Source organism: Paraburkholderia sp. PGU19 (genome assembly GCF_013426915.1).
Lineage (GTDB): Bacteria > Pseudomonadota > Gammaproteobacteria > Burkholderiales > Burkholderiaceae > Paraburkholderia.
The window spans coordinates 3,266,333-3,288,926 of record NZ_AP023179.1 but is presented as its reverse complement, the minus strand read 5'-3'; the positions used below and the strand labels follow the sequence as shown (position 1 = coordinate 3,288,926).

Sequence of the window (22,594 nt, the reverse complement as noted above, 5' to 3'; positions counted from 1 at the left end):
CGCGCCGCGTCATGCGCGCTGCGTTTCGGCGGCGCGCGTGACGTGCTGGTTGCGCATCAGCCGAAGTATCACGGAAGAATTTTTTCAGCCATCAGGAGATAGAACATGACGATTCGCGTCGCAATCAACGGCTATGGCCGGATCGGCCGCAATACGCTGCGCGCCTTCTATGAAAACGGCAAGAAGCACGACCTCGAGATCGTTGCGATCAACGACCTCGGCGACGCCAAGACCAACGCGCACCTGACGCAGTACGACACGGCGCATGGCAAGTTCCCGGGTGAAGTGACTGTCGACGGCGAGAACCTGATCGTCAACGGCGACAAGATCCGCGTGCTGGCTAACCGCAACCCGGCTGAACTGCCGTGGGGCGAGCTGGGCGTCGACGTCGTGATGGAATGCACGGGCTTCTTCACGACGAAGGAAAAGGCGAGCGCGCACATCAAGGGTGGCGCGAAGAAGGTGATCATCTCGGCGCCGGGCGGCAAGGACGTCGACGCGACGATCGTTTATGGCGTGAACCACAACGTGCTGAAGGCGTCGGACACGGTCATCTCGAACGCGTCGTGCACGACGAACTGCCTGGCACCGCTCGTCAAGCCGCTGAACGACAAGATCGGTCTGGAAACGGGTCTGATGACCACGATCCACGCGTACACGAACGACCAGGTGTTGACCGACGTGTACCACGAAGACCTGCGCCGCGCGCGTTCGGCCACGCACAGCCAGATCCCGACGAAGACGGGTGCTGCATCGGCTGTCGGTCTCGTCCTGCCGGAACTGAACGGCAAGCTGGATGGCTATGCGATTCGCGTCCCGACCATCAACGTGTCGATCGTCGATCTGTCGTTCATCGCCAAGCGCGATACGACTGTCGATGAAGTGAACGCGATCATGAAGGAAGCGTCGGAAGGCGCGCTGAAGGGCATCCTCGGATATAACTCGGCGCCGCTGGTTTCGATCGACTTCAACCATAACCCGGCTTCGTCGACGTTCGATGCGACGCTGACCAAGGTGTCGGGACGTCTGGTGAAGGTGTCGAGCTGGTACGACAATGAGTGGGGTTTCTCGAACCGCATGTTGGATACGGCGGTTGCACTGGCTAACGCGAAGTAAGTTTTTTTTCGCTTTTCAGCGGGAAGAGGCCGTCCTTTGGGCGGCTTTTTCTTTTTTTGGGTTTGGGGTTTGGTTTTGGTTTTGTCTGCGACGCTGGGTGGTTTGCTAGTGTTTTTCGCTGGCATCCGCGATTCGTTAGCGTGCTTCACGCGTCGCCCCTGTGCGAGGCGGCACCTACTTTTCTTTGCCGCCGCAAAGAAAAGTAGGCAAAAGAAAGCGGCTCACACCGCCAACATTTCTTCCCGCCTGAGGGCCCCCAACCGGTCCCTCACTTCACACGGCAATCACGTGACCCATGTTCGTTGCCAACGCGCTGACTGAGCGCCTCACCCGCTTCATGCACCCGCGTTGCCTCATGCCGTGCCAGACATTCCACGGCCGCCCAGGTGGCAAACTGCGTGTAGGCCGTAGTACTGCATACGCCCCACTTCGGACCGATAGCGCAGGCGTCCCACCTTGTAAGAGCGCCAAGCTATACGACGCGACAACCAACACACAGTTTGCCACCTGGGCGGCACATGCCATTCGCTGCCGCTAGCCCTCGTGCGGGTGTTTGACGTGGGTGAGGCGCTCATTCGAAGCGTTGGCAACACGCGCGAACAAGGACGTTGCCGTGTGAGGCGTAAGACCCGTTGGGGTCCCTCAGGCAAGAAGAAATGTTGGCGGTGTGAGCCGCTTTCTTTTGCCTACTTTTCTTTGCGGCGGCAAAGAAAAGTAGGTGCCGCCCCGCACAGGGGCGACGCGTGAAGCACGCTAACGCAATCGCGGATGCCAACGCAAACCACAAGCAAACCACCCAGCGTCGCAAACCAAACCAAACCAAAAAAATCAAACCTGCGGCGTAGGAAAATAAACCCCAGCGCGTTGCGCCGCATTCGCAATATGCTTCTCGATGGCCAGTCCAGCCGCATGCGGATCACGGGCCTTCAAAGCATCAAGAATCGCCCGATGCTCATGATACGTAGACAGCACGAGCTCACGCCGATAGAACGGCATCCGCTGACTCTCCTTCATGATGTCAGCGCTACTCCGCAAGATCGATTCGATAGCGGCATTGCCCGCAATATTGACGATCCGCATATGAAAATCGAAGTCCAATTGCGCGGCGTCGTCGAGTTCGCCATTAGTCAGCGCCGTATGCAGCGAAGCAATATTGTCCTCAAACCATTCGACATCATCATCGCCAATAGCCAGCGCAGCCATCCGCGCGACAAAGCCTTCCAGCGCGAATCGCATCTGATAAGTATCCGGCAATGACGACTGATCCGCGAACCGCCACGGATGCGCCGACGACGCCTTCGTCGACTGCACATACACGCCCTTGCCGGGGCGAATAGTCAACAGCCCTAGCGCTTCGAGCGTCGATAGTGCTTCACGCAACGACGCACGGCTGATATCCAGTTCTTCCGACAATTGCCGCTGCGCCGGCAGCAAACACCCGACAGGATAAACGCCACCCTCGATCCTCTCGCGAATCGTCGAGATGGCAGAGTCGGTAACAGTATGCGGCACGTTTTTCATGATCTCGGCAGCGGCTCGGTGCGGTCTGACCAGCATTGTAGAACGGCTTTCGACGTTTAGCGCAATCCTTCGCCCACATGCAAGTTCCGGGCGAGAAGGCCGGTCAGACCAGACCGGGTAAACACCCTCCCGACAATCCTTGACCTCACTATATCGGCTTCCTACTATTGGCCATAACAGTACTGGTCGGACCAGTATGAACAGATGTTCAAGACCCCAACTCGTGACCGGGAGAAAGCCGTGTTGAAGTTCTTCAATTCGCTGTTTGGCCGGGTGGTGATCGCTCTCGTAGCGGGCATCGTGCTCGGAGCGCTATTTCCGCATTTCGCGCAGTCGCTGCGTCCATTGGGCGACGGCTTTCTGAAACTGATCAAGATGGTGATCGGGCCGATCGTGTTCTGTGTGGTCGTCAGCGGCATGGCGCACGCAGGTGATCTGAAGAAAGTGGGGCGCGTTGGTTTGAAGGCCGTCGTCTACTTCGAAATCATGACGACGATCGCGCTCGTGATCGGCGCGGTGCTCGCGTATGCGACGCGGCCGGGCGTCGGCATGAACATCGATCTGCGCACGCTCGACGCCGGGTCGCTGGCCACCTACACCGAGCATGCGAAGAGCCTGAAGGACACGGCGGGCTTCCTGCTGAAGATCATCCCCGACACCGCGATCGACGCGTTCGCAAAGGGCGACATCCTGCAGATTCTCGTGTTCTCCGTGCTGGTCGGCTCCGCGCTCTCGCTGCTCGGGCCACGCGCGCAACGCGTCAACGATCTGATCGACGAACTCGCACAAGTGTTCTTCCGCGTGATGAGCTTCATCATCAAGCTCGCGCCGCTCGGCGTGCTGGGCGCGATCGCGTTCACCACGGGCACATATGGCGTCGAATCGCTGAAGCAGCTCGGCATGCTCGTCATCGTGTTCTACGCGAGCTGCATCGTGTTCGTCGCCGTCGTGCTGGGTATCGTGATGCGTCTCGCCGGGTTCAGCGTGTTCAAGCTGATCCGCTATCTGCGCGAAGAACTGTCGATCGTGCTCGGCACCGCTTCGTCCGACGCCGTGCTGCCGCAGATCATGCGCAAGCTCGAATGGATGGGCGTGAAGGATTCGACCGTCGGTCTCGTGATTCCGACCGGCTACTCGTTCAACCTCGACGGCTTCTCGATCTATCTGACGCTCGCGGTGATCTTCATCGCACAGGCGACCAACACGCCGCTGTCGATGCACGATCTGATCGTCGTCGTGCTGGTGTCGCTGGTGACATCGAAGGGCGCGCACGGCATTCCCGGCTCGGCGATCGTGATTCTCGCCGCGACGCTCTCGGCGATTCCCGCGATTCCTGTGCTCGGCCTCGTGCTGATCCTGCCCGTCGACTGGTTTGTCGGCATCGCCCGCGCGCTGACCAACCTGATCGGCAACTGCGTCGCGACCGTCGTCGTCGCCGTGTGGGAAAACGATATCGACAAGGCGCGTGCGCGCCACGTGCTGAACCTCGACAGCGACTACCGCTTCGTGCCCGCCAGCACCGATCGCGACGACGGCGCGAGCCACGCGAACCCTGCGCACGCAGTCTGACAACGCTTTCCGCCATCTGACCGACCACTCATGGCAAACGCGGCGGACTCGTAGTCCGCCGCCTCTCATCTCTCTCGAACTCGACACTGAACCGATCATGGCCAATCCGATTCTCGATCCGAACGCACCCGCCTTCACGCGCCGCTACATGAACCTCGCCGACCCGCGACTGGGCGCGAAGGCGCTCTTCGCCAGCGACGAATTCTTCGCACCGAAAGAGCGGATGCTCGACCCGCAGCCTGCCGTGTTCATCCCCGGCAAATACGATGATCACGGCAAATGGATGGACGGCTGGGAAACGCGCCGCAAGCGCACGACGGGCCACGACTACTGCGTGGTGCGGCTCGCGCGGCCGGGCATCGTGCATGGCGTCGATCTCGACACGAGCCACTTCACGGGCAATTTCCCGCCCGCGGCCTCGATCGAAGCCTGCTATTCGAACGACGACGTACCCGCCGACAACGTCGACTGGCAAAGCCTCGTTCCCGCGACCACGCTGCAAGGCAACCAGCATCATTACGTCGAGGTCAGCGATACGCGCGCGTTCACGCATCTGCGCGTGAATCTGTATCCGGATGGCGGGCTGGCGCGTCTGCGCGTCTATGGGCAACCGAAGCGCGACTGGGAGCGCATCGAACGCGGCAGCCTGCTCGATCTGGCTGCTGTCGAAAATGGCGCGTACCTGGTCGCCGCCAACAACCAGCATTTCGGGCCGGCCTCGCAGATGCTGATGCCGGGGCGCGGTGTGAACATGGGCGATGGCTGGGAAACGCGCCGCCGCCGCGAGCCGGGCAACGACTGGGCGATCGTGGCGCTCGCGCGGCCGGGCGTGATCCGCAAGGTCGAAGTGGATACGGCGCACTTCAAGGGCAATTTCCCCGATCGCTGCTCGCTGCAGGCAGCGTCCGTGACGGGCGGCACCGACGATTCGCTCGTCACGCAAGCGATGTTCTGGCCTGTTCTGTTGCCCGAACAGAAGCTGCAGATGGACAACGTGCATACGTTCAGCGCCGAACTCGCCGCGCTCGGCCCCGTGACGCACGTGCGGTTCAACATTTACCCGGACGGTGGCGTATCGCGGTTGCGCCTGTGGGGCGAACTCGAATAACACACGCTGCACGGCAGAGACGATCGACGGAGACGGCCATGAACACACTGCGCATCGAGCGCCTGACACGAGACGCGTTCGCCCCATTCGGCGACGTGATCGAACTGGACGGAGCGCGCCACTACCCGATCAACGAAGGCACCACTGAGCGCTATCACGACCTCGCGAAGGTCGATGTGAACGCGCAAGGCGGCCGTCCGCTGATCAACGTGTTTCGCGCGCAGCCGCGTGCATGGCCGATCGAAATCGCGATGATGGAGCGGCATCCGCTCGGCAGCCAGGCGTTCGTGCCCCTGTCGGACGCGCCTTATCTGATCGTCGTCGCACCGGCCGGCGATCTCGATCCTGCGAAGCTAAGAGCGTTCTCGACGCGCGGCTGGCAGGGCGTCAATTACGCGAGAGGCGTCTGGCATCATCCGCTGCTCGCGTTGGAGCGCGTTAGCGATTTCCTCGTCGTCGATCGTGGCGGAGAGGGGCCGAATTGCGATGAAATGGCGTTGCCGCAAACGTGGCGTCTGGAGCGTGAATCGTTCGAAACAGCGGACGCTTGAGGGTTGGGTAAGCAGAGGAAAGCAAAAGGCCCGGTCGACGAATTCGACCGGGCCTTTCTGCGTCTTACTGGCAATCCTGTCCGGGTCGCGCACTCGCGAAATGCCCGGAAACCCGCGTCAGTGCTTGCGATGCGGGCATTTATCTTTGGTGCACACGCCATACAGAGCGAGCGCGTGTTCCTGCAGCTTGAAGCCGCGTTCTTTCGCGATTGCCTGCTGGCGGTTTTCGATTTCAGGATCGAAAAACTCTTCGACCAGCCCGCAATCGATACACACCAGATGGTCGTGGTGCGTCCCTTCGTTCAGCTCAAAGACGGCTTTACCGGACTCGAAGTTGCTACGCGACAGCAGCCCCGCCTGCTCGAACTGCGTGAGCACGCGGTACACCGTGGCGAGCCCGATATCCAGTTCTTCATGCAGCAGGCTGCGGTAGACATCTTCGGCGGTCAGATGGCGTACCGGGCTGTGCTGAAAGATTTCCAGAATCTTGAGGCGCGGTAGGGTCGCCTTGAGTCCGATATTCTTCAGATCGGTTGGATTGGTCATGGCAAGGGATCCCTAGAGTACAATGCAGGGTTCTAATGGTAATGTGAATTGCTGTTCAGGTCATCTTACACGGAAACACGCGCGGCTCGCGTAGCCCGCACGGTGAGGGAAATGATTCCAAAAGCTCTATTGATCAACCGGGGGAGCCGCGTACGGCGTACCTTGATCGTCGCGGCGGCGGTGGCGGTTCTTGCTGGATGTTCCACGTATGACAGCCTGACTCAGCGTTTTGCCCAAAGCATCACGCCGTACCGCATTACCGTGGTTCAAGGTAACTTCGTGTCGAAGGAAGCGGCTGCGCAAATGCAGGTTGGCATGTCGCGCGCGCAGGTCCGGCAGGTACTCGGCACGCCGCTTCTATCCGATATGTTCCACGCGGACCGCTGGGACTACGTCTTCTATTTCAAGCGAGGCTCGACGTCGGTCGTGCAGCAGCGCGATTTCATCGTGAACTTCACGGGTGATCGCGTGGCGAGCTGGTCGGGCGGCGAAGATCTGCCGTCCAACCTCGAACTGCTTGCTGAAATCGACGGCGATCGCACGGGCAAGAAGGTGAAGGTTGCTGCGCCTGTCGTCGCCAGCGCGACGGCCGAGGCGAGCGCGGCGGCTGCAGCGGCAGCGCCTGTTACCGTGCCCGACACCGCGCGCTCGGCCACGTCCGACGCCGCGCAGGCCGGCAATCTGCCCGCAGTCGACGCGAACGCGCAGGCCGCGCAGGCTGCGAACCGCCTGACCAACGCGGTGCAAGCGCCCGCGCCGGGTGCGACGCCCTCGGTGCGCGCGAATACGCCGCCGTCTAACGGTGGCGTGCCGCAGAACTCGACGGAGCCGGGTCAGCCGCAGTTCCGCTTCACGCGTCCGCCGCCTCCGCAGATGCAAGGCGTACCAAGCGACAACCCCGTTGGCCCGACGGGCCCGGAAAGCAACAACGGCCAGTCGAAGGACGCGCCCGTCAAGTCGTCGCAATCTTCCTCGCAATCGGGAACGGGAACGGGCGGCTGATTCCGTTGTCCCTAACATGACGGGCGGCGCGTCCGTCCGTCATGCGTCTTGCCGCTATGCTGTGAGACGTCGCCCGCTTCGTATCTTTTGTCGCCTCTGCGCGCGCTGCACGTCGGCGCGATGTTCAGGCGCTGTTAGCAGGACTACCCATGAAAATTGCCATCGCCGGCGCGTCGGGCCGCATGGGCCGGATGCTCATCGAAACCGTCCTCAACGATCCTGAAGTCACGCTGTCGGGCGCGCTCGACCGCACAGGCGCGCCGCAACTCGGCCAGGACGCCGGCGCGTTTCTCGGCAAGCAGACGGGCGTGCTGATGTCGGACGATATCGACGCCGTGCTCGCGCAATCCGACTATCTGATCGACTTCACGCGCCCCGAAGGCACGCTCGCTCACATCGACGCGGCGCTGCGCACGAACACGAAGCTCGTGATCGGCACGACGGGTTTCGATGACGCGCAAAAAGCGCAGATTCGCGCTGCGTCGGAAAAGATCGGCATCGTGTTCGCGTCGAACTTCAGCGTCGGCGTGAACGTGACGATGAAGCTGCTCGAATTCGCCGCGAAGCATTTCTCGCAAGGCTACGACATCGAAATCATCGAGGCGCATCACCGTCATAAGGTCGACGCGCCGTCGGGCACGGCGCTGACGATGGGCGAGGTGATCGCCAATGCGCTTGGCCGCAAGCTCGAAGACTGCGCCGTCTACGCGCGCGAAGGCGTGACGGGCGAACGCGATCCGTCCACCATCGGTTTTTCGGCGATTCGCGGCGGCGATATCGTCGGCGATCACACGGTGCTGTTCGCGGGCATCGGCGAGCGCATTGAAATCACGCACAAGTCGGCGAGCCGCCTGTCGTACGCGCAAGGCGCGGTGCGCGCGGTGCGTTTCCTCGAAGGCCGTTCGAATGGCCTGTTCGACATGCAGGACGTGCTCGGCTTGCACTAAGCCCCGCGTCAGCCTGTTCTCACCCGCCAAGGCGTCGTAGCCGAGGCGACCAAAGAGCTCCGATGGCAGACACCGGCATCATCCACTACCTGCAATCCAGCGACGCCATCACGCATGGCGTCGCGTACGTGTTGCTGGCGATGTCGGTTGCGAGCTGGTGTTTCCTGATCGTCAAGAGCTGGATACTGAGCCGCGCGAAGCGGCAAGGGCCGCGCGCCATCGCGCGCTTCTGGCAGGCGCCGACGCTGTCCGATGGCGTCGCTGCGCTGCGTCTCGCGGATCGCGAGCACATCTTTTCTCCATTGGCGGAAGCGGCGCTGCAGGCGTCGGAAGTCGAAACGCCGGGCGTGCTGCTCGCGCGCGTCGAACGCAGCGAACGCGTGTTGCGGGCGCTGCGCCAGGCGCTGCACCGTTCGCAGCGGCGGCTCGAGTTTGGGCAGGTGCTGCTGGCGTCGGTGGGCAGCACGGCGCCGTTCGTCGGCTTGCTCGGCACCGTCTGGGGCATTTATCACGCGCTTGGCAGCATCGCGCAAAGCGGGCAGGCGATGATCGAGAACGTCGCGGGTCCCGTCGGCGAGGCGCTCATCATGACGGCGTTCGGCCTCGTCGTCGCGATTCCCGCCGTGCTCGCCTATAACGTGCTCGGGCGGATGGTGCGGCAGTTGTCGGAGGAACTCGACGGCTTCGCGCACGATCTGCACGCGTATGTCTGCGCGCCCGCAGGCGATGCGCCCGATAACGCACGCAGCGGCGCGAAAGACTCCCACGGCGAACGCGCGCCAGCGCGGACGCAGGCGTAGCGCCGCATCGGGCAGACGGCGGACGCGCAGGCACACACGGTATCAAACGCGAGAAGAAACGCGAGAAGCGAGGCACGACACATGGCATTCGGCGGACTCGACAGGCACAAGACGGCCGCGCCGATGGCGGACATCAACATGACGCCGCTGATCGACGTGATGCTGGTGCTGCTCGTCATTTTCATCATCACGGCGCCGCTGTTCACCCACGCGATCCGGCTGGATCTGCCGCGCGTTGCGGCCGCTGAGGCGCGCGAGACGCCGCAGACCATCACGCTATCGATCGACGCCGCAGGCAAGCTCTATTGGAACGACAAGCCCATCACGATCGACCAGATGCGCGCGCAGTTCAACGACGCGGGCAAGCAAAAGGAACAGCCGGAAATCCATCTGCGTGCCGAGCGTTCGACGCGCTACGAAGTGATCGCGCAGGTGATGGGCGCGGCGCAGCAGGCGGGTCTGGAGCGGATCGGTTTCGTGACCGAGCCGCCGGCAGGTGACGCCAAAGCGGGCCAGCCGACGCCTCCCGCTGCCGCATCGGCCGCGCAATAAGTCGAAGCAGCCTGTGCCGGGCCAACAGCCCGCTTCCACCACGCATCACGCCGAATCGGCGCGCAAAACGGGTCGCATGCGCTTAATCGCGCGCGGCGTGAACCCGGCCGAACGGTATAATCAGCCCTTTCCCCTTGACGAGAGGGGAATCGACAAGACTTTCATCACGCAGAGCACCGTGCCGGTGCCGAAGCAACCGAACAGCGGCACCGAACAGCGATCCCATCACACCATGCACGAAAAATACGTTCCCTCCGACGTCGAATCCGCCGCGCAAGGACAATGGCGCGCCACCGACGCGTACAAAACGACGGAAAAGGCCGACAAGCCCAAGTTCTATTGCGTTTCGATGCTGCCGTATCCGTCGGGCAAGCTGCACATGGGGCACGTTCGCAATTACACGATCAACGACGTGATGTACCGCTATCTGCGGATGAACGGCTACAACACGCTGATGCCGATGGGCTGGGACGCGTTCGGCATGCCCGCCGAAAACGCCGCGATGGCCAACAACGTGCCGCCCGCAAAGTGGACGTACGACAACATCGCGTACATGAAGAAGCAGATGCAGTCGATGGGTCTTGCCATCGACTGGTCGCGCGAAGTCGCCACCTGCAGCCCGGACTACTACAAGTGGAACCAGTGGATCTTCCTGAAGATGCTCGAAAAGGGCATCGCGTACAAGAAGACGGGCACCGTGAACTGGGACCCGGTCGATCAGACCGTGCTCGCGAACGAGCAGGTGATCGATGGCCGCGGCTGGCGCTCGGGCGCGCTCGTCGAGAAGCGTGAAATCCCGATGTACTACATGCGTATCACGCAGTACGCGGATGAACTGCTGAATGATCTCGAAGGCCTCGGCTGGCCCGAGCGCGTGAAGATCATGCAGCAGAACTGGATCGGCAAGAGCTTCGGCGTGAACTTCGGCTTCCCGTACGAACTGGACGGCGAGCAAAAGCTGCTGCGCGTGTTCACGACGCGCGCCGACACGATCATGGGCGTCACCTTCTGTGCGGTCGCGGCGGAGCATCCGCTGGCGACGCATCTCGCGCAAGGCAGGCCGGACCTGCAGGCATTCATCGACGAATGCAAGCACGGCGGCGTCGCTGAAGCCGACATGGCGACGATGGAAAAGAAGGGCATGGCCACGGGCTTTTTCGTCACGCATCCGCTGACGCAGGAAAAGGTCGAGGTGTGGATCGGCAATTACGTGCTGATGAGCTACGGCGAAGGCGCCGTGATGGGCGTGCCCGCGCACGACGAGCGCGACTTCGCGTTCGTGAAGAAGTACGGCATTTCCGTCAAGCAGGTGGTGGCGGTTGAAGGCCAGCCGTTCTCGACGGACGCCTGGCAGGAGTCGTACGGCGACAAGGAAAACGGCGTTCTGGTCAACAGCGGCAAGTACGACGGTCTCAAGTACGGCGAAGCCGTCGACGCAATCGCCGCTGATCTGAAAGCGCTCGGCCTCGGTGACAAGCAGGTCACGTGGCGTCTGCGTGACTGGGGCATTTCGCGCCAGCGCTACTGGGGCACGCCGATCCCGATCATCCACTGCCCGTCGTGCGGCGACGTGCCCGTGCCTGAGAAGGATCTGCCCGTCGTGCTGCCGGAAGATCTCGTGCCGGACGGCACGGGCAATCCGCTCGCCAAGTCGGAAGCGTTCCTGAACTGCACGTGCCCGACCTGCGGCGCGGCCGCGAAGCGCGAAACGGACACGATGGATACCTTCGTCGATTCGTCCTGGTACTTCTATCGCTACGCGGCACCCGATGCGAAGACGATGGTCGACGAGCGCACCGATTACTGGATGCCGATGGATCAGTACATCGGCGGCATCGAGCACGCCATTCTTCACCTGCTGTACTCGCGTTTCTGGGCGAAGGTCTGCCGCGATCTGGGCATCGTGAAGTTCGGCGAGCCGGCGAAGAACCTGCTCACGCAGGGCATGGTGCTCAACGAAACGTACTACCGCGAAAACGACGCGGGCAAGAAGACCTGGTACAACCCGGCCGACGTCACCGTCACGCACGATGACAAGGGCCGCCCGGTCGGCGCGACGTTGAACGCCGATGGCCAGCCCGTCGTGCTGGGCGGCGTCGAGAAGATGTCGAAGTCGAAGAACAACGGCGTCGATCCGCAGGTGCTGATCGACCAGTACGGCGCGGATACTGCGCGTCTGTTCACGATGTTCGCAGCGCCCCCGGAGCAGCAGCTTGAATGGTCGGGCGCGGGCGTCGAGGGCGCAAGCCGCTTCCTGCGCCGCGTGTGGTCGTTCGGTCAGGCGAATGAAGCGGCGCTCTCGCAGCGCGGTGCATTCGACGCCGCGAAGCTCACCGATACCGACAAGACGCTGCGCCGCGAAATCTACAGCGTGCTGAAGCAGGCGGACTTTGACTATCAGCGTCTGCAGTACAACACGGTCGTGTCGGCGGCGATGAAGATGCTCAACGCGGTCGACGGCGCGAAGGGTGCGAGCACCGCCGTGCTGCGCGAAACCTACGGCGTGCTGCTGCGCGTGCTGTACCCGGTCGTGCCGCACGTCACGTTCCAGTTGTGGCAAGAGCTCGGTTATGAAGCCGAGTTCGGCACGCTGCTCGACGCGCCGTGGCCGAAGGTCGACGAAAAGGCGCTGGAGCAAAGCGAGATCGAACTCGTGCTGCAGGTGAACGGCAAGGTGCGCGGCGCCGTGACGGTCGCGAAGGACGCATCGCGCGAAGCGATCGAAGCCGTTGCGCTCGCGCACGAGATGTTCGCGAAGTTCAGCGAGGGCAAGCCGGCGAAGAAGGTGATCGTGGTGCCGGGCCGCCTCGTGAACGTCGTCGTCTGATGCACGCATCGATTGCGCTTTAACTGCGAACCAGGAGCTCATGTGACTCGCAGATCGTTTTTGACTCTGGCGTGCAGCGCGGCGCTGCTGTCCGCGTGCGGCTTCCAGCTGCGCGGCCAGCAGGACTACGCGTTCAAGCGCCTCGCTATTACGGGGGCGTCGGCGCCCGTCGCTGCGCGCTTGACGCGCATGGTGCAGGGCGGCAGCGACACCGTCATCGTGACGTCGCCCGCCAACGCAGACGCCGTCCTGTCGATTTCCGAAGGGCGCGGCAACAGCGTGCTGACGCTGAACTCGCTGGGCGTCGTCGAAGAATATGCGCTCGACTACTGGCTGAACTACACGGTGCGCGGCACGGACGGCACGCTGCTGATTCCGCCGAGCGCGATCCATCTGAATCGCGCGATGACGTATAGCGACCAGTTCTCGCAAGCGAAGGCTTCGGAAGCGGACATTCTTTATGCGGACATGCAGAACGACGCCGTCGATCAGCTGATGCGCCGTCTTGCCGTCGTGCGCTCGCTGCATCCGGCGCCGGGCCAGGAAGTGCCGGGCGTCTCGCCGCGTGCACCACTGCCGCCGCCGCCGCTTTGATCCACAGCATCGACCTGCTTTCACTCTCGATCATCCGTCGCCATGCAACTGCGTCTTGACGCGCTCGAAGCGCATCTCGCGAAAGGTCCCGCCGGTCTGTACGTCGTGTACGGCGACGAGCATCTGCTCGCGCAGGAAGCGTGCGACCGCATCCGCGCGACGGCGCGTGCGAACGGCTTTACCGACCGCACAGTGTTCACGGTGGAGCGCGGCTTCGACTGGAGTTCGCTGCTTGGCGCGAGTCAGTCGATGTCGCTGTTCGGCGACCGGCAACTGGTCGAATTGCGCATCCCGACGGGCAAGCCCGGCAAGGAAGGCGCGGATGCGCTGAAGACGTTGGCCGCGTCGGCGAATCCCGACGTGCTGACGCTCGTGACGCTGCCGCGTCTTGATGCGGCGACGCAAAAGGCCGCGTGGTTCACCGCGCTGGCCGATGCGGGCGTCGCGTTGAAGATCGATCCCGTCGAGCGAGCGCAGTTGCCGGGTTGGGTTGGGCAGCGTCTTGCGCAGCAAGGGCAGCGCGTTGCGGCGGGCGAAGAGGGCAAGCGCTCGTTGCAATTCATCGCCGAACGCGTCGAAGGCAACCTGCTTGCTGCGCATCAGGAGATCCAGAAACTCGGGCTGCTGTATCCGTCCGGCGCGCTGTCGTTCGAACAGGTTCACGACGCCGTGCTCAACGTCGCGCGCTACGACGTGTTCAAACTCAACGAAGCCATGCTCGCGGGCGATGTCGGCCGTCTGTCGCGGATGATCGACGGGCTGAAGGGCGAAGGCGAAGCGGCCGTGCTCGTGCTGTGGGCTGTCGTCGAAGAAATTCGCACGCTGCTGCGCATCAAGCGCGGTGTCGAGGCGGGCAAGCCGCTGCCGATGCTGCTGCGCGAGAACCGCGTGTGGGGGCCGCGTGAGCGGCTCGTTGGACCGGCGTTGTCGCGTGTGACGGAGGCGTCGCTGGAAAAGGCGCTGGCGCTCGCGGCGAAGCTCGATCGACAGGTGAAGGGGTTGTCGGGCGGCACGCCGGGCAATCATCGGAATGATCCGCCGCCCGATCCGTGGGCGGGGCTTTTCGAACTTGCGATGGCCGTCGCCGGTGCATCCGCTTCTCCGGTGCGTGGCATGCCGAATCGGCCAGCTCCAGCGCGACCGGCGCCAATGCGCCGACCGTCGTAGGCTGTCGCACGCCTGACGGATCTGGACGCTGACCTCGCTTGAATAGCGCGAGCGTATCGGCGGAACACCCAGGTTCATCGCAAACGCGGCGCGGCAGCCGTTCCCAGCCCGTGACACGACGCCGCTCGCCCGAGCAGACAACTGTCACACGTCATACAATCGGCGGATCGTTCCGCTTACAGAAACTGTCTGCCGCATCCACGCATATTGCGGCACAACGGGAATCATCATGGATATCGACCAGTACATGACCGACCTCGGCCGCCGCGCGCGTCACGCATCGCGTGCGATGGCGCGGGCGTCGACGGCGGCGAAGAATGCCGCGCTCGAAGCCATTGCAGTCGCCATCGAACGCGAGACGGCCAAACTGAAAGAAGCGAATGCGCGTGACCTCGCCAGCGCTCGCGACAAGGGCCACGACGCTGCGTTCATCGATCGTCTGACGCTGTCGGACAAGGCGTTGAAGACGATGGTCGAAGGCTTGCGGCAAGTGGCTGCGCTGGCCGATCCGATCGGCGAGATCAGCAATCTGAAGTATCGGCCGAGCGGCATTCAGGTCGGCCAGATGCGCGTGCCGCTGGGCGTGATCGGCATCATCTACGAATCGCGGCCGAACGTGACGATCGACGCGGCTGCGCTGTGCCTCAAATCGGGTAACGCGACGATCTTGCGCGGCGGATCGGAAGCGCTCGAATGCAACACGGCGCTGGCGAAGCTGATCGGCGAAGGGCTCGAAACAGCGGGCTTGCCGCAGGAAGCGGTGCAAGTGGTCGAGACGTCCGATCGTGCCGCAGTCGGCAAGCTGATCACGATGACGGAATACGTCGACGTGATCGTGCCGCGCGGTGGCAAGAGCCTGATCGCGCGTCTGATGGAAGAAGCGCGCGTGCCGATGATCAAGCACCTCGATGGCATTTGCCACGTGTATGTCGACGATCGTGCGGACATCGCGAAGGCGATGACGGTCTGCGATAACGCGAAGACCCATCGTTACGGCACCTGCAACACGATGGAGACGCTTTTGGTCGCACGCGGCATCGCGGCGGAAGTGCTGCCGGCGCTCGGCAAGCTGTATCGCGGCAAGGACGTGGAACTGCGTGTCGATCCCGCGGCGCGCAAGGTGCTCGAAGCGGCGGGCGTGCAACCGCTAGTCGATGCAACGGAAGAAGACTGGCGCACCGAATATCTCGCGCCCGTGCTGGCGATCAAGGTGGTCGACGGCGTCGATCAGGCGATCGAGCACATCAACGAATACGGCTCGCATCACACGGATGCCATCGTCACGGAAGACCACGATCGCGCGATGCGCTTCCTGCGCGAAGTGGATTCGGCGAGCGTGATGGTCAATGCATCGACGCGTTTTGCTGATGGTTTCGAGTTTGGGCTGGGCGCTGAGATCGGCATTTCCAACGACAAGCTGCATGCGCGCGGTCCCGTCGGCCTGGATGGGCTGACATCGATGAAATACGTCGTGCTGGGGCACGGCGAAGGCCGTCAATAATTTCGAACATCGAAACAAAAAGAAGGATTAATGCCGATGTTGTGGATCAAGACGTTTCACATCGTTCTGGTGGCCTCATGGTTCGCGGGGCTTTTCTACCTGCCGCGGATCTACGTGAATCTCGCGATGGAGACCGATCCGAACGCGGTGAAACGCCTCTTGATCATGGCGCGAAAGCTGTTTCGCTTCATGACGTTCATCGCGGTGCCGGCGCTGGCGTGCGGGTTGTGGCTGTGGCTTGCGGTCGGTATCGGCAGCGGGCAGGGCTGGATTCACGCGAAGGTCGGCGTGGTGGTGTTGCTGATCGTTTATCACGCGTATTGCGGCGTGTTGCTGCGTACGTTCGAGCGCGGGGAGAACCAGCGTTCGCATAAGTGGTATCGGATGTTCAACGAACTGCCTGTGCTGGGGATGCTGGCGGCTGTCGCGCTGGTAGTCATCAAGCCGTTTTAGTTTTCGATCTAGTAGGTTCGGGAAATTCGTTCAGAAGCCCGGTTTGCTGCTAACAGCAAACCGGGCTTTTTGCTTTCCTGCAATCGTTCAAGCCCAACGCGCTAACGATACTCGTCGCCATTCGGGCTGCGCGGGTTTGCGTCAAGCAGCGAGACTCGTGTCCCCATTCCCGCAAGTCATTGCGGCGACCATCGTAATACCGCCGAAGTGGCCCTCGTCTTCTCGCGTTGTCTCTGGTGCCCAGCGCACTTGATCACGAAATCCATCGTGTCGCGCGGCGTGCGTCTTAGCTCGGACTGCGCACGCTCACCTTCTTTCTTAAATTTCGCTGACAAAAAAGCCAAACGATTCCGCCTACGCACGCGTTATCAGCATGCTTTAGGAGTCGTCCGATTCAGACGCATGTTGTATCGCAATAAAGTGCATACACGGTAGGTAGAACAGGCAGCGTCCTAGCAGTTCTTAGGCGGCCAATCTCAAAAACCGGCTCCGGCGGCGGCTTGGCCGGATCAGTAGTCAGGGTTCTTCGCAGCCGGTCTTCACACTTAATTTTCGCGTAAGCGTCGCATTCACCGATGGATGCGAGCGGTATCTCATTGCCGTGCTGGAGCAGCGTTTCCTGTGCTGGCGACATTTCAATATTTTTAGGATTGCAGATGAATAAGACTTATCGACCAGTCCGGAACGAATCGACTGGAACGTGGGTGGCGGCGCAGGAAAATGCGAAGGGGCGCGGGAAGTCCGCTAACTCTGTTACGGCTGCGGTGGCGCTCGGCGCGGTGATGGTTGCCAGTTCGTTCTCGGCTGAGGCCGCCACTGTCCCCGGAAGTGCAGGGGTGGAGGTGTGTCAGAACGGAACGAATGTCGGCATCAATAACTCCTCTTGTGTCATACCCAAGGACGGCGGGGCTGCCGTGCATTGCGGTGCGTGCCGCCACATCACTCATGCGGCCCGTCATCCTGCGGCGTGGCGTGCTTCGACGCACGCACCAGACCTATTCCTGCGGCCCGATCCGGCGTCTCGCAATCAGATCCTTCGCGCCGGCCAGCTTTTCCGCCAGCTCCGGTCCGCGCTGCAACGCGACGCCGACGGCCAGAATGTCGCCGATCGCAAGATGCGACGTGCGAGACGTCATCGGCGAGAAGATGTCGGTGTCTTCGTCGACGTTGGCGAACAGTCCGATCGACGCAATCCGCGCAAGTGGCGAATTCCCATGCGTCACGGCAATCACCTTCGCGCCCGCCGCGAGCGCGGATTTCGCCGCGTCGATGATGTCGCGCGTGCGGCCCGTATTCGAAATTGCGACGACGACATCGCCTTCGCCCAGCAGTCCCGCCGACATCAGAAACGTATGCGGATCGGAATAAGCGACGCTCGGCATGCCGAGCCGGAAGAACTTGTGCTGCATGTCGAGCGCGGCAATCCCCGAGCCGCCCGCGCCATAGAACTCGATGCGCTTCGCTTGCGCCAGCAGCTGGATCGCGGCCGCCACGCTGTCGGTCGACAGATTGTTGCGCACCTGGATCAGTGCGCCGATGGTCCGGTCCAGCACCTTCGCGGCGACGCCGGGCGTCGGCTCGTCGGGACGCACGTCGCGATACACGGCGGGCACTTCCGTTGCTATCCCTTGCGCAAGGCGGATCTTGAACTCGCGAAAGCCGGAGAAGCCGAGCGCGTGACAGAAGCGCGCGATGGTCGGCTGGCTGACGCCGGCCCGCGCGGCGACCTCCGTCATCGACAGGTCGAGCACTTCGCGCGGCGCCTCGATCACGTAGTCGGCAAGCTTGCGTTCGGATGGGCGCATCTGGTCGCGCATCGCTTCCACCTGGGACAGCATCATCGGGAATCTCGCACTATGCTGAAGAATGCGTGGACTATAGCTGATAGATGAATCAAGTACAAAAACTACATATGTGCCGTAGGTGATTACCCTGATGAACCGCGGTAAAACGCGGGAGACGGCAGTGCATCAAGGTTTCAGGCGAATTCGGCAGCGCCGCCGATTCAGCAACTGCCACATTGTGTGCTTGTAGTTTTTCTACTAATATCCCGATTGCCGGCTCTTCATGCCGTTTCCCGCGATACCAATCTGGCGTAGAGCGCTCATGTCAAGGCGCGCAGGCCAGCGACGAAGGAGCATCGATGGTTTCCCCGCATTCGCAACTGATGAAAGTCACGAAGCGCGTGATCGAGCGCAGCAAGCCGACGCGCCACGCGTATCTGTCACGCATCGACCAGGCGCAGGGCAAGTTTCCGGCGCGCGGCGCGCTGTCCTGCGCGAACCTCGCGCACGGCTTTGCCGGCATGGAGGGCAACGACAAGCTCGTGATCAAGCAGATCCGCCAGCCGAACATCGGCATCGTCTCGTCGTACAACGAGATGCTCTCGGCGCACGCGCCGTACAAGGATTTCCCGGACATCATCAAGGCCGCCGCGCGTGAAAACGGCGGCGTCGCGCAGTTCGCGGGCGGCGTCCCGGCGATGTGCGACGGCATCACGCAGGGCAACGCGGGCATGGAACTGTCGCTGTTCTCGCGCGAAGTGATCGCGATGAGCACGGCTGTCGCGCTCACGCACAACATGTTCGACGCGGCGCTGTGCCTCGGCGTGTGCGACAAGATCGTGCCGGGCCTGTTGATCGGCGCGCTGCAGTTCGGCCATCTGCCGACCATCTTCGTGCCCGCCGGCCCGATGACGAGCGGCCTGTCGAACGACGACAAGGCAAAGGTGCGCCAGGAATTCGCGACGGGCCAATGCGGCCGCAACGAGCTGCTCGAATCCGAGGCCGCCGCGTATCACAGCCACGGCACCTGCACGTTCTACGGCACGGCCAACAGCAATCAGATGCTGATGGAAATCATGGGCCTCCATCTGCCAGGCTCGGCGTTCGTCCATCCGCATACGCCGCTGCGCGACGCGCTGACCGCGCAGGCCGCGCGCCGCGTGCTCGACCTGACGGTGGACCGCGGCCACTACATGCCGATCGGCCACGTGATCGACGAGAAGGCGATCATCAACGGGATCGTTGGTCTGCTGGCGACGGGCGGCTCGACCAATCACACGCTGCACCTTGTCGCGATTGCGCGCGCGGCGGGCATCATCATCGACTGGGACGACTTCGACACGCTGTCGGCTACGGTGCCGCTGCTCGCGAAGGTCTATCCAAACGGGAAGGCCGACGTGAACCACTTCCACGCGGCGGGCGGCATGGCGTATCTGATCCGCAATCTGCTCGAAGGCGGCTTGCTGCACGACGATGTGAATACGGTCGTCGGCAAGGGTCTTTCGCACTATGCCGAAGAGCCGAAACTGCTCGACGGCAAGTTGACGTGGGTGCCGGCCGCAGCCGACAGCCACGATACGGCTGTGCTGCGCGCCATCAACGATCCGTTCCAGCCGGACGGCGGCTTGCGTCTGATGCAAGGCAAGCTCGGCCGCGGTGTGATCAAGATTTCGGCAGTTGCCAAGGCGCATCGGACGGTGAAGGCACCTGCCATCGTGTTCGATTCGCAGGAAGCCGTGCAGGAAGCCTTCGACAACGGCGAGCTGAAGCGCGACTTCATCGCTGTCGTGCGCTTCCAGGGCGCGCGCGCAAACGGCATGCCTGAGTTGCATCGTTTGACGCCGCTGCTCGGCGTGTTGCAGGATCAGGGTTTCCATGTCGCGCTCGTCACGGACGGCCGCATGTCCGGTGCATCGGGCAAGGTGCCCGCCGTGATTCACGTGTCACCGGAAGCGCTGCTGCAAGGGCCGCTCGGCAAGGTGCGAACGGGTGACATGCTCGTGATCGACGCCGAAGCGGGCGTGCTCGATATCGACATCGACGACGCCGAATGGGCTGCGCGTCCGATTGCCGTGTCGCAGCATCAGGCGGAAAACGAAGTGGGTTTCGGCCGCGAGCTGTTCGGCGTATTCCGTGCGGCGGCGGCGCCGGCGGAACTCGGCGCGTCGGTGTTCGGGCCGCTCGTCGGCGAAGCGTCGCACGCAACGCATCACGCAACTGGAACGGCAAACGCCGTGGCGAGCGAAGCCAGCCACGCAATGCAGAAATAAAGCGAAAAGGAGTCTGAAGATGACGTCGAAAACAGTCAGCGAAATCGTGCGCCTCGGTCCGGTGATCCCGGTCCTCGCATTCGATACCGTCGAACAGGGCGAACACGTCTCGCGCGCACTGCACGCAGGCGGCGTGAAAGTGCTGGAAATCACGCTGCGTACGCCTGCTGGCATCGGGGCGATCGAGCGCGCGAGCCAGCTTGCCGAAGACATCGTCGTTGGCGTCGGCACGATCACGAGGCCCGAACATTGCGAGCAGGCAAAAAAGGCGGGCGCGCAGTTCGGTGTGTCGCCGGGTCTCACGAAAGATATGCATAAGGCCGCGCAGGACGCCGGTTTGCCGCTTTTGCCCGGCGTAATGACGCCGAGCGACATCATCGTTGCACTGGAACTGGGCTATGAGATCGTCAAGTTCTTTCCGGCGCAACAGGCGGGCGGCGTGCCGATGCTGCAAGCCTTCCACGGCCCGTTCCCGACGCTGAAGTTCTGCCCGACGGGCGGCATCACGGCGGAAACCGCGCCGAACTTCCTCGCGCTGCCGAACGTGGTGTGCGTGGGCGGTTCGTGGCTGACGCCGAAGGCGGCGCTCGCTGCGCAGAACTGGGACGAAGTCACGCGTCTCGCGCGCGCTGCGAGCGAACTGGCAGCGCCTGCACACTGATGCGCGGCATCGTGCTTTGAACGAGCGCGTAACCGGCTGCTGTAACGAGCCTCGCCGCTTCAGCCCCTGACGGGCTGCAGCGGCGAGGTTTTTTTGATTTTTGCGCGGGTTTATTCCACGCGCCACCGACGTCAACAAACAGTAAAATTCAGCGTCCGCGAAAGTGCTCGCTCAGAAGGCACTTTCAGCATCCGGAAGCGGGCGAGGTGCCGTAGCACTTTGCAATTCAAACCAACAAAGCAAAGGAGGAGCTTCATGGAAGCTGTCCACGGCAGCATGCTGCTGATCTACGCCGTGATTGCCATTGCGGTGCTGATCCTGATGATCACGCGCTTCAAGGTCTATCCGTTCCTCGTCCTCATTATCGTGTCGTTGCTGCTGGGTCTGGCCGTCGGCATGCCGGCGGGCACGATCGTGAAGTCGTTCGAAACGGGTAATGGCAATACGCTGGGTCACATCGCGATCGTCGTCGGCCTCGGCACGATGCTCGGCAAGATGATGGCCGAATCGGGCGGCGCCGAGCGCATCGCCACCACGCTGATCAACTGGTTCGGTGAAAAGAACATTCACTGGGCGATGATGTTCGTCGCGATCATTGTCGGCTTGCCGGTGTTCTTCGAAGTTGGCTTCGTGCTGCTGATTCCTATCGCGTTCAACGTCGCGAAGCGCACGGGCAAATCGCTGCTGCTGATCGGCCTGCCGATGGTCGCGGGTCTGTCCGTCGTGCACGGCCTGATTCCGCCGCACCCGGCGGCGCTGCTCGCGGTGCAGGCGTATCACGCGGACATCGGCCGCACGATCGCATACGGCCTGCTCGTCGGCGTGCCGACGGCGATTGTCGCCGGTCCGCTGTTCGCGCTGCTGATCCATCGTCATATCAAACTCGCGGAAAACAATCCGCTCGCCGCGCAGTTCGTCGACACCGAACATCAGGCGGGCTCGCGCGAGCTGCCGGGCTTTGGTGTCACGCTCTTCACGATTCTGCTCCCTGTGATTCTGATGCTGATCGGCAGTTGGGCTGACCTCGTGTTTGCGCCGAAAACGACGCCGAACGATCTGCTGAAATTCATCGGCACGTCTGACGTTGCGCTGCTGATTGCTGTGCTCGTCAGCTTCTGGACGTTCGGCGCGAGCCGCGGCTTTAACCGTGAGCAGATCCAGAAGTTCTGCGGCGAATGTCTCGCGCCGATCGCGGGCATTACGCTGATCGTTGGCGCGGGCGGTGGTTTTGGTCGCGTGCTGATGGATAGCGGCATCTCGAAGCAGATCGTCGAGACGGCGACGTCCGCGCATCTGTCGCCGCTATTGCTTGGCTGGTTCGTTGCCGCGCTGATCCGTCTCGCGACGGGCTCGGCCACGGTTGCAATGACGACGGCCTGCGGCATCGTCGCGCCGATCGCGCAGGCGAGCGGTGTGCAGGTGAAGCCGGAACTGCTGGTGCTCGCGACGGGCTCGGGCTCGCTGATTTTCTCGCACGTCAACGACGGCGGTTTCTGGCTGATCAAGGAGTATTTCGGAATGACGGTGGGGCAGACGTTCAAGACGTGGTCGCTCTGCGAAACCATCATTTCGCTGATGGGCTTGGGTTTGACCTTCGCATTGGCGGCGGTCCTGTAAGGAGTTTC

19 protein-coding genes are annotated in these 22,594 nt (G+C 62.5%); 16 read left to right on the top strand and 3 right to left on the bottom strand.

From position 1 onward, the window contains the following. Positions 1–105 precede the first annotated feature (105 nt). Entirely contained in the window at positions 106–1,116 is a 1,011-nt protein-coding gene (gene gap, locus H1204_RS14915) for a type I glyceraldehyde-3-phosphate dehydrogenase (RefSeq protein WP_180728917.1), read from the top strand. 828 nt (positions 1,117–1,944) lie between these two features. Here gap and H1204_RS14910 read toward each other — a convergent pair. After that, positions 1,945–2,637, bottom strand: coding sequence for a FadR/GntR family transcriptional regulator (locus H1204_RS14910; RefSeq protein WP_180728916.1), 693 nt, complete (start codon positions 2,635–2,637; stop codon positions 1,945–1,947). A gap of 240 nt (positions 2,638–2,877) precedes the next feature. Here H1204_RS14910 and H1204_RS14905 point away from each other — a divergent pair, with 240 nt between their 5' ends. From H1204_RS14905 to H1204_RS14895, 3 genes are all read left to right on the top strand, one after another. Continuing rightward, a complete protein-coding gene (locus H1204_RS14905) occupies positions 2,878–4,206 on the top strand; it encodes a C4-dicarboxylate transporter DctA (protein ID WP_180730973.1) in 1,329 nt (442 codons plus the stop codon). A gap of 97 nt (positions 4,207–4,303) precedes the next feature. Then, on the top strand, positions 4,304–5,314 hold the full coding sequence (alc, locus tag H1204_RS14900; protein WP_180728915.1) for an allantoicase: 1,011 nt from the start codon (positions 4,304–4,306) through the stop codon (positions 5,312–5,314). A 38-nt stretch (positions 5,315–5,352) separates the two neighbouring features. Next, a complete protein-coding gene (locus tag H1204_RS14895; RefSeq protein ID WP_180728914.1) occupies positions 5,353–5,865 on the top strand; it encodes an ureidoglycolate lyase in 513 nt (170 codons plus the stop codon). A gap of 117 nt (positions 5,866–5,982) precedes the next feature. Here the strand turns inward: H1204_RS14895 and fur are convergent, their stop codons facing one another. Then, a complete protein-coding gene (fur, locus tag H1204_RS14890; protein ID WP_054928985.1) occupies positions 5,983–6,411 on the bottom strand; it encodes a ferric iron uptake transcriptional regulator in 429 nt (142 codons plus the stop codon). Between the two features lie 111 nt (positions 6,412–6,522). Here fur and bamE point away from each other — a divergent pair, with 111 nt between their 5' ends. The 9 genes from bamE (at position 6,523) to H1204_RS14845 (ending at position 16,254) form a co-directional block, all read left to right on the top strand. Next, positions 6,523–7,413 carry an outer membrane protein assembly factor BamE gene (gene bamE / locus H1204_RS14885; protein ID WP_180728913.1) on the top strand — a complete coding sequence of 297 codons (891 nt, stop codon included), beginning with the start codon at positions 6,523–6,525 and terminating at the stop codon, positions 7,411–7,413. Between the two features lie 149 nt (positions 7,414–7,562). Further along, entirely contained in the window at positions 7,563–8,360 is a 798-nt protein-coding gene (gene dapB / locus H1204_RS14880) for a 4-hydroxy-tetrahydrodipicolinate reductase (RefSeq protein ID WP_180728912.1), read from the top strand. A gap of 62 nt (positions 8,361–8,422) precedes the next feature. After that, on the top strand, positions 8,423–9,160 hold the full coding sequence (locus H1204_RS14875) for a MotA/TolQ/ExbB proton channel family protein (protein ID WP_180728911.1): 738 nt from the start codon (positions 8,423–8,425) through the stop codon (positions 9,158–9,160). Positions 9,161–9,241: 81 nt separating this feature from the next. Further along, positions 9,242–9,712 carry a biopolymer transporter ExbD gene (locus H1204_RS14870; protein ID WP_180728910.1) on the top strand — a complete coding sequence of 157 codons (471 nt, stop codon included), beginning with the start codon at positions 9,242–9,244 and terminating at the stop codon, positions 9,710–9,712. 232 nt (positions 9,713–9,944) lie between these two features. Further along, entirely contained in the window at positions 9,945–12,539 is a 2,595-nt protein-coding gene (gene leuS / locus H1204_RS14865) for a leucine--tRNA ligase (protein WP_180730972.1), read from the top strand. Between the two features lie 42 nt (positions 12,540–12,581). Next, on the top strand, positions 12,582–13,133 hold the full coding sequence (gene lptE / locus H1204_RS14860) for an LPS assembly lipoprotein LptE (RefSeq protein ID WP_180728909.1): 552 nt from the start codon (positions 12,582–12,584) through the stop codon (positions 13,131–13,133). Between the two features lie 42 nt (positions 13,134–13,175). Continuing rightward, on the top strand, positions 13,176–14,300 hold the full coding sequence (gene holA / locus H1204_RS14855) for a DNA polymerase III subunit delta (protein ID WP_180728908.1): 1,125 nt from the start codon (positions 13,176–13,178) through the stop codon (positions 14,298–14,300). A 229-nt stretch (positions 14,301–14,529) separates the two neighbouring features. Then, positions 14,530–15,801 (top strand): glutamate-5-semialdehyde dehydrogenase, encoded by a 1,272-nt coding sequence (locus tag H1204_RS14850; RefSeq protein ID WP_180728907.1) that lies wholly within the window; start codon positions 14,530–14,532, stop codon positions 15,799–15,801. 30 nt (positions 15,802–15,831) lie between these two features. Then, on the top strand, positions 15,832–16,254 hold the full coding sequence (locus H1204_RS14845) for a CopD family protein (RefSeq protein WP_180728906.1): 423 nt from the start codon (positions 15,832–15,834) through the stop codon (positions 16,252–16,254). Positions 16,255–17,249: 995 nt separating this feature from the next. Here H1204_RS14845 and H1204_RS14835 read toward each other — a convergent pair. Next, positions 17,250–18,095 carry a MurR/RpiR family transcriptional regulator gene (locus H1204_RS14835; protein ID WP_131242999.1) on the bottom strand — a complete coding sequence of 282 codons (846 nt, stop codon included), beginning with the start codon at positions 18,093–18,095 and terminating at the stop codon, positions 17,250–17,252. 302 nt (positions 18,096–18,397) lie between these two features. On the opposite strand from H1204_RS14835, the gene edd reads away from it, so the two are divergent. From edd to H1204_RS14820, 3 genes are all read left to right on the top strand, one after another. Next, on the top strand, positions 18,398–20,308 hold the full coding sequence (edd, locus tag H1204_RS14830) for a phosphogluconate dehydratase (RefSeq protein WP_180728905.1): 1,911 nt from the start codon (positions 18,398–18,400) through the stop codon (positions 20,306–20,308). Between the two features lie 19 nt (positions 20,309–20,327). Further along, positions 20,328–20,969 (top strand): bifunctional 4-hydroxy-2-oxoglutarate aldolase/2-dehydro-3-deoxy-phosphogluconate aldolase, encoded by a 642-nt coding sequence (gene eda / locus H1204_RS14825; protein WP_042308013.1) that lies wholly within the window; start codon positions 20,328–20,330, stop codon positions 20,967–20,969. Between the two features lie 255 nt (positions 20,970–21,224). Beyond that, a complete protein-coding gene (locus tag H1204_RS14820) occupies positions 21,225–22,586 on the top strand; it encodes a GntP family permease (RefSeq protein WP_180728904.1) in 1,362 nt (453 codons plus the stop codon). Positions 22,587–22,594: the final 8 nt, after the last annotated feature.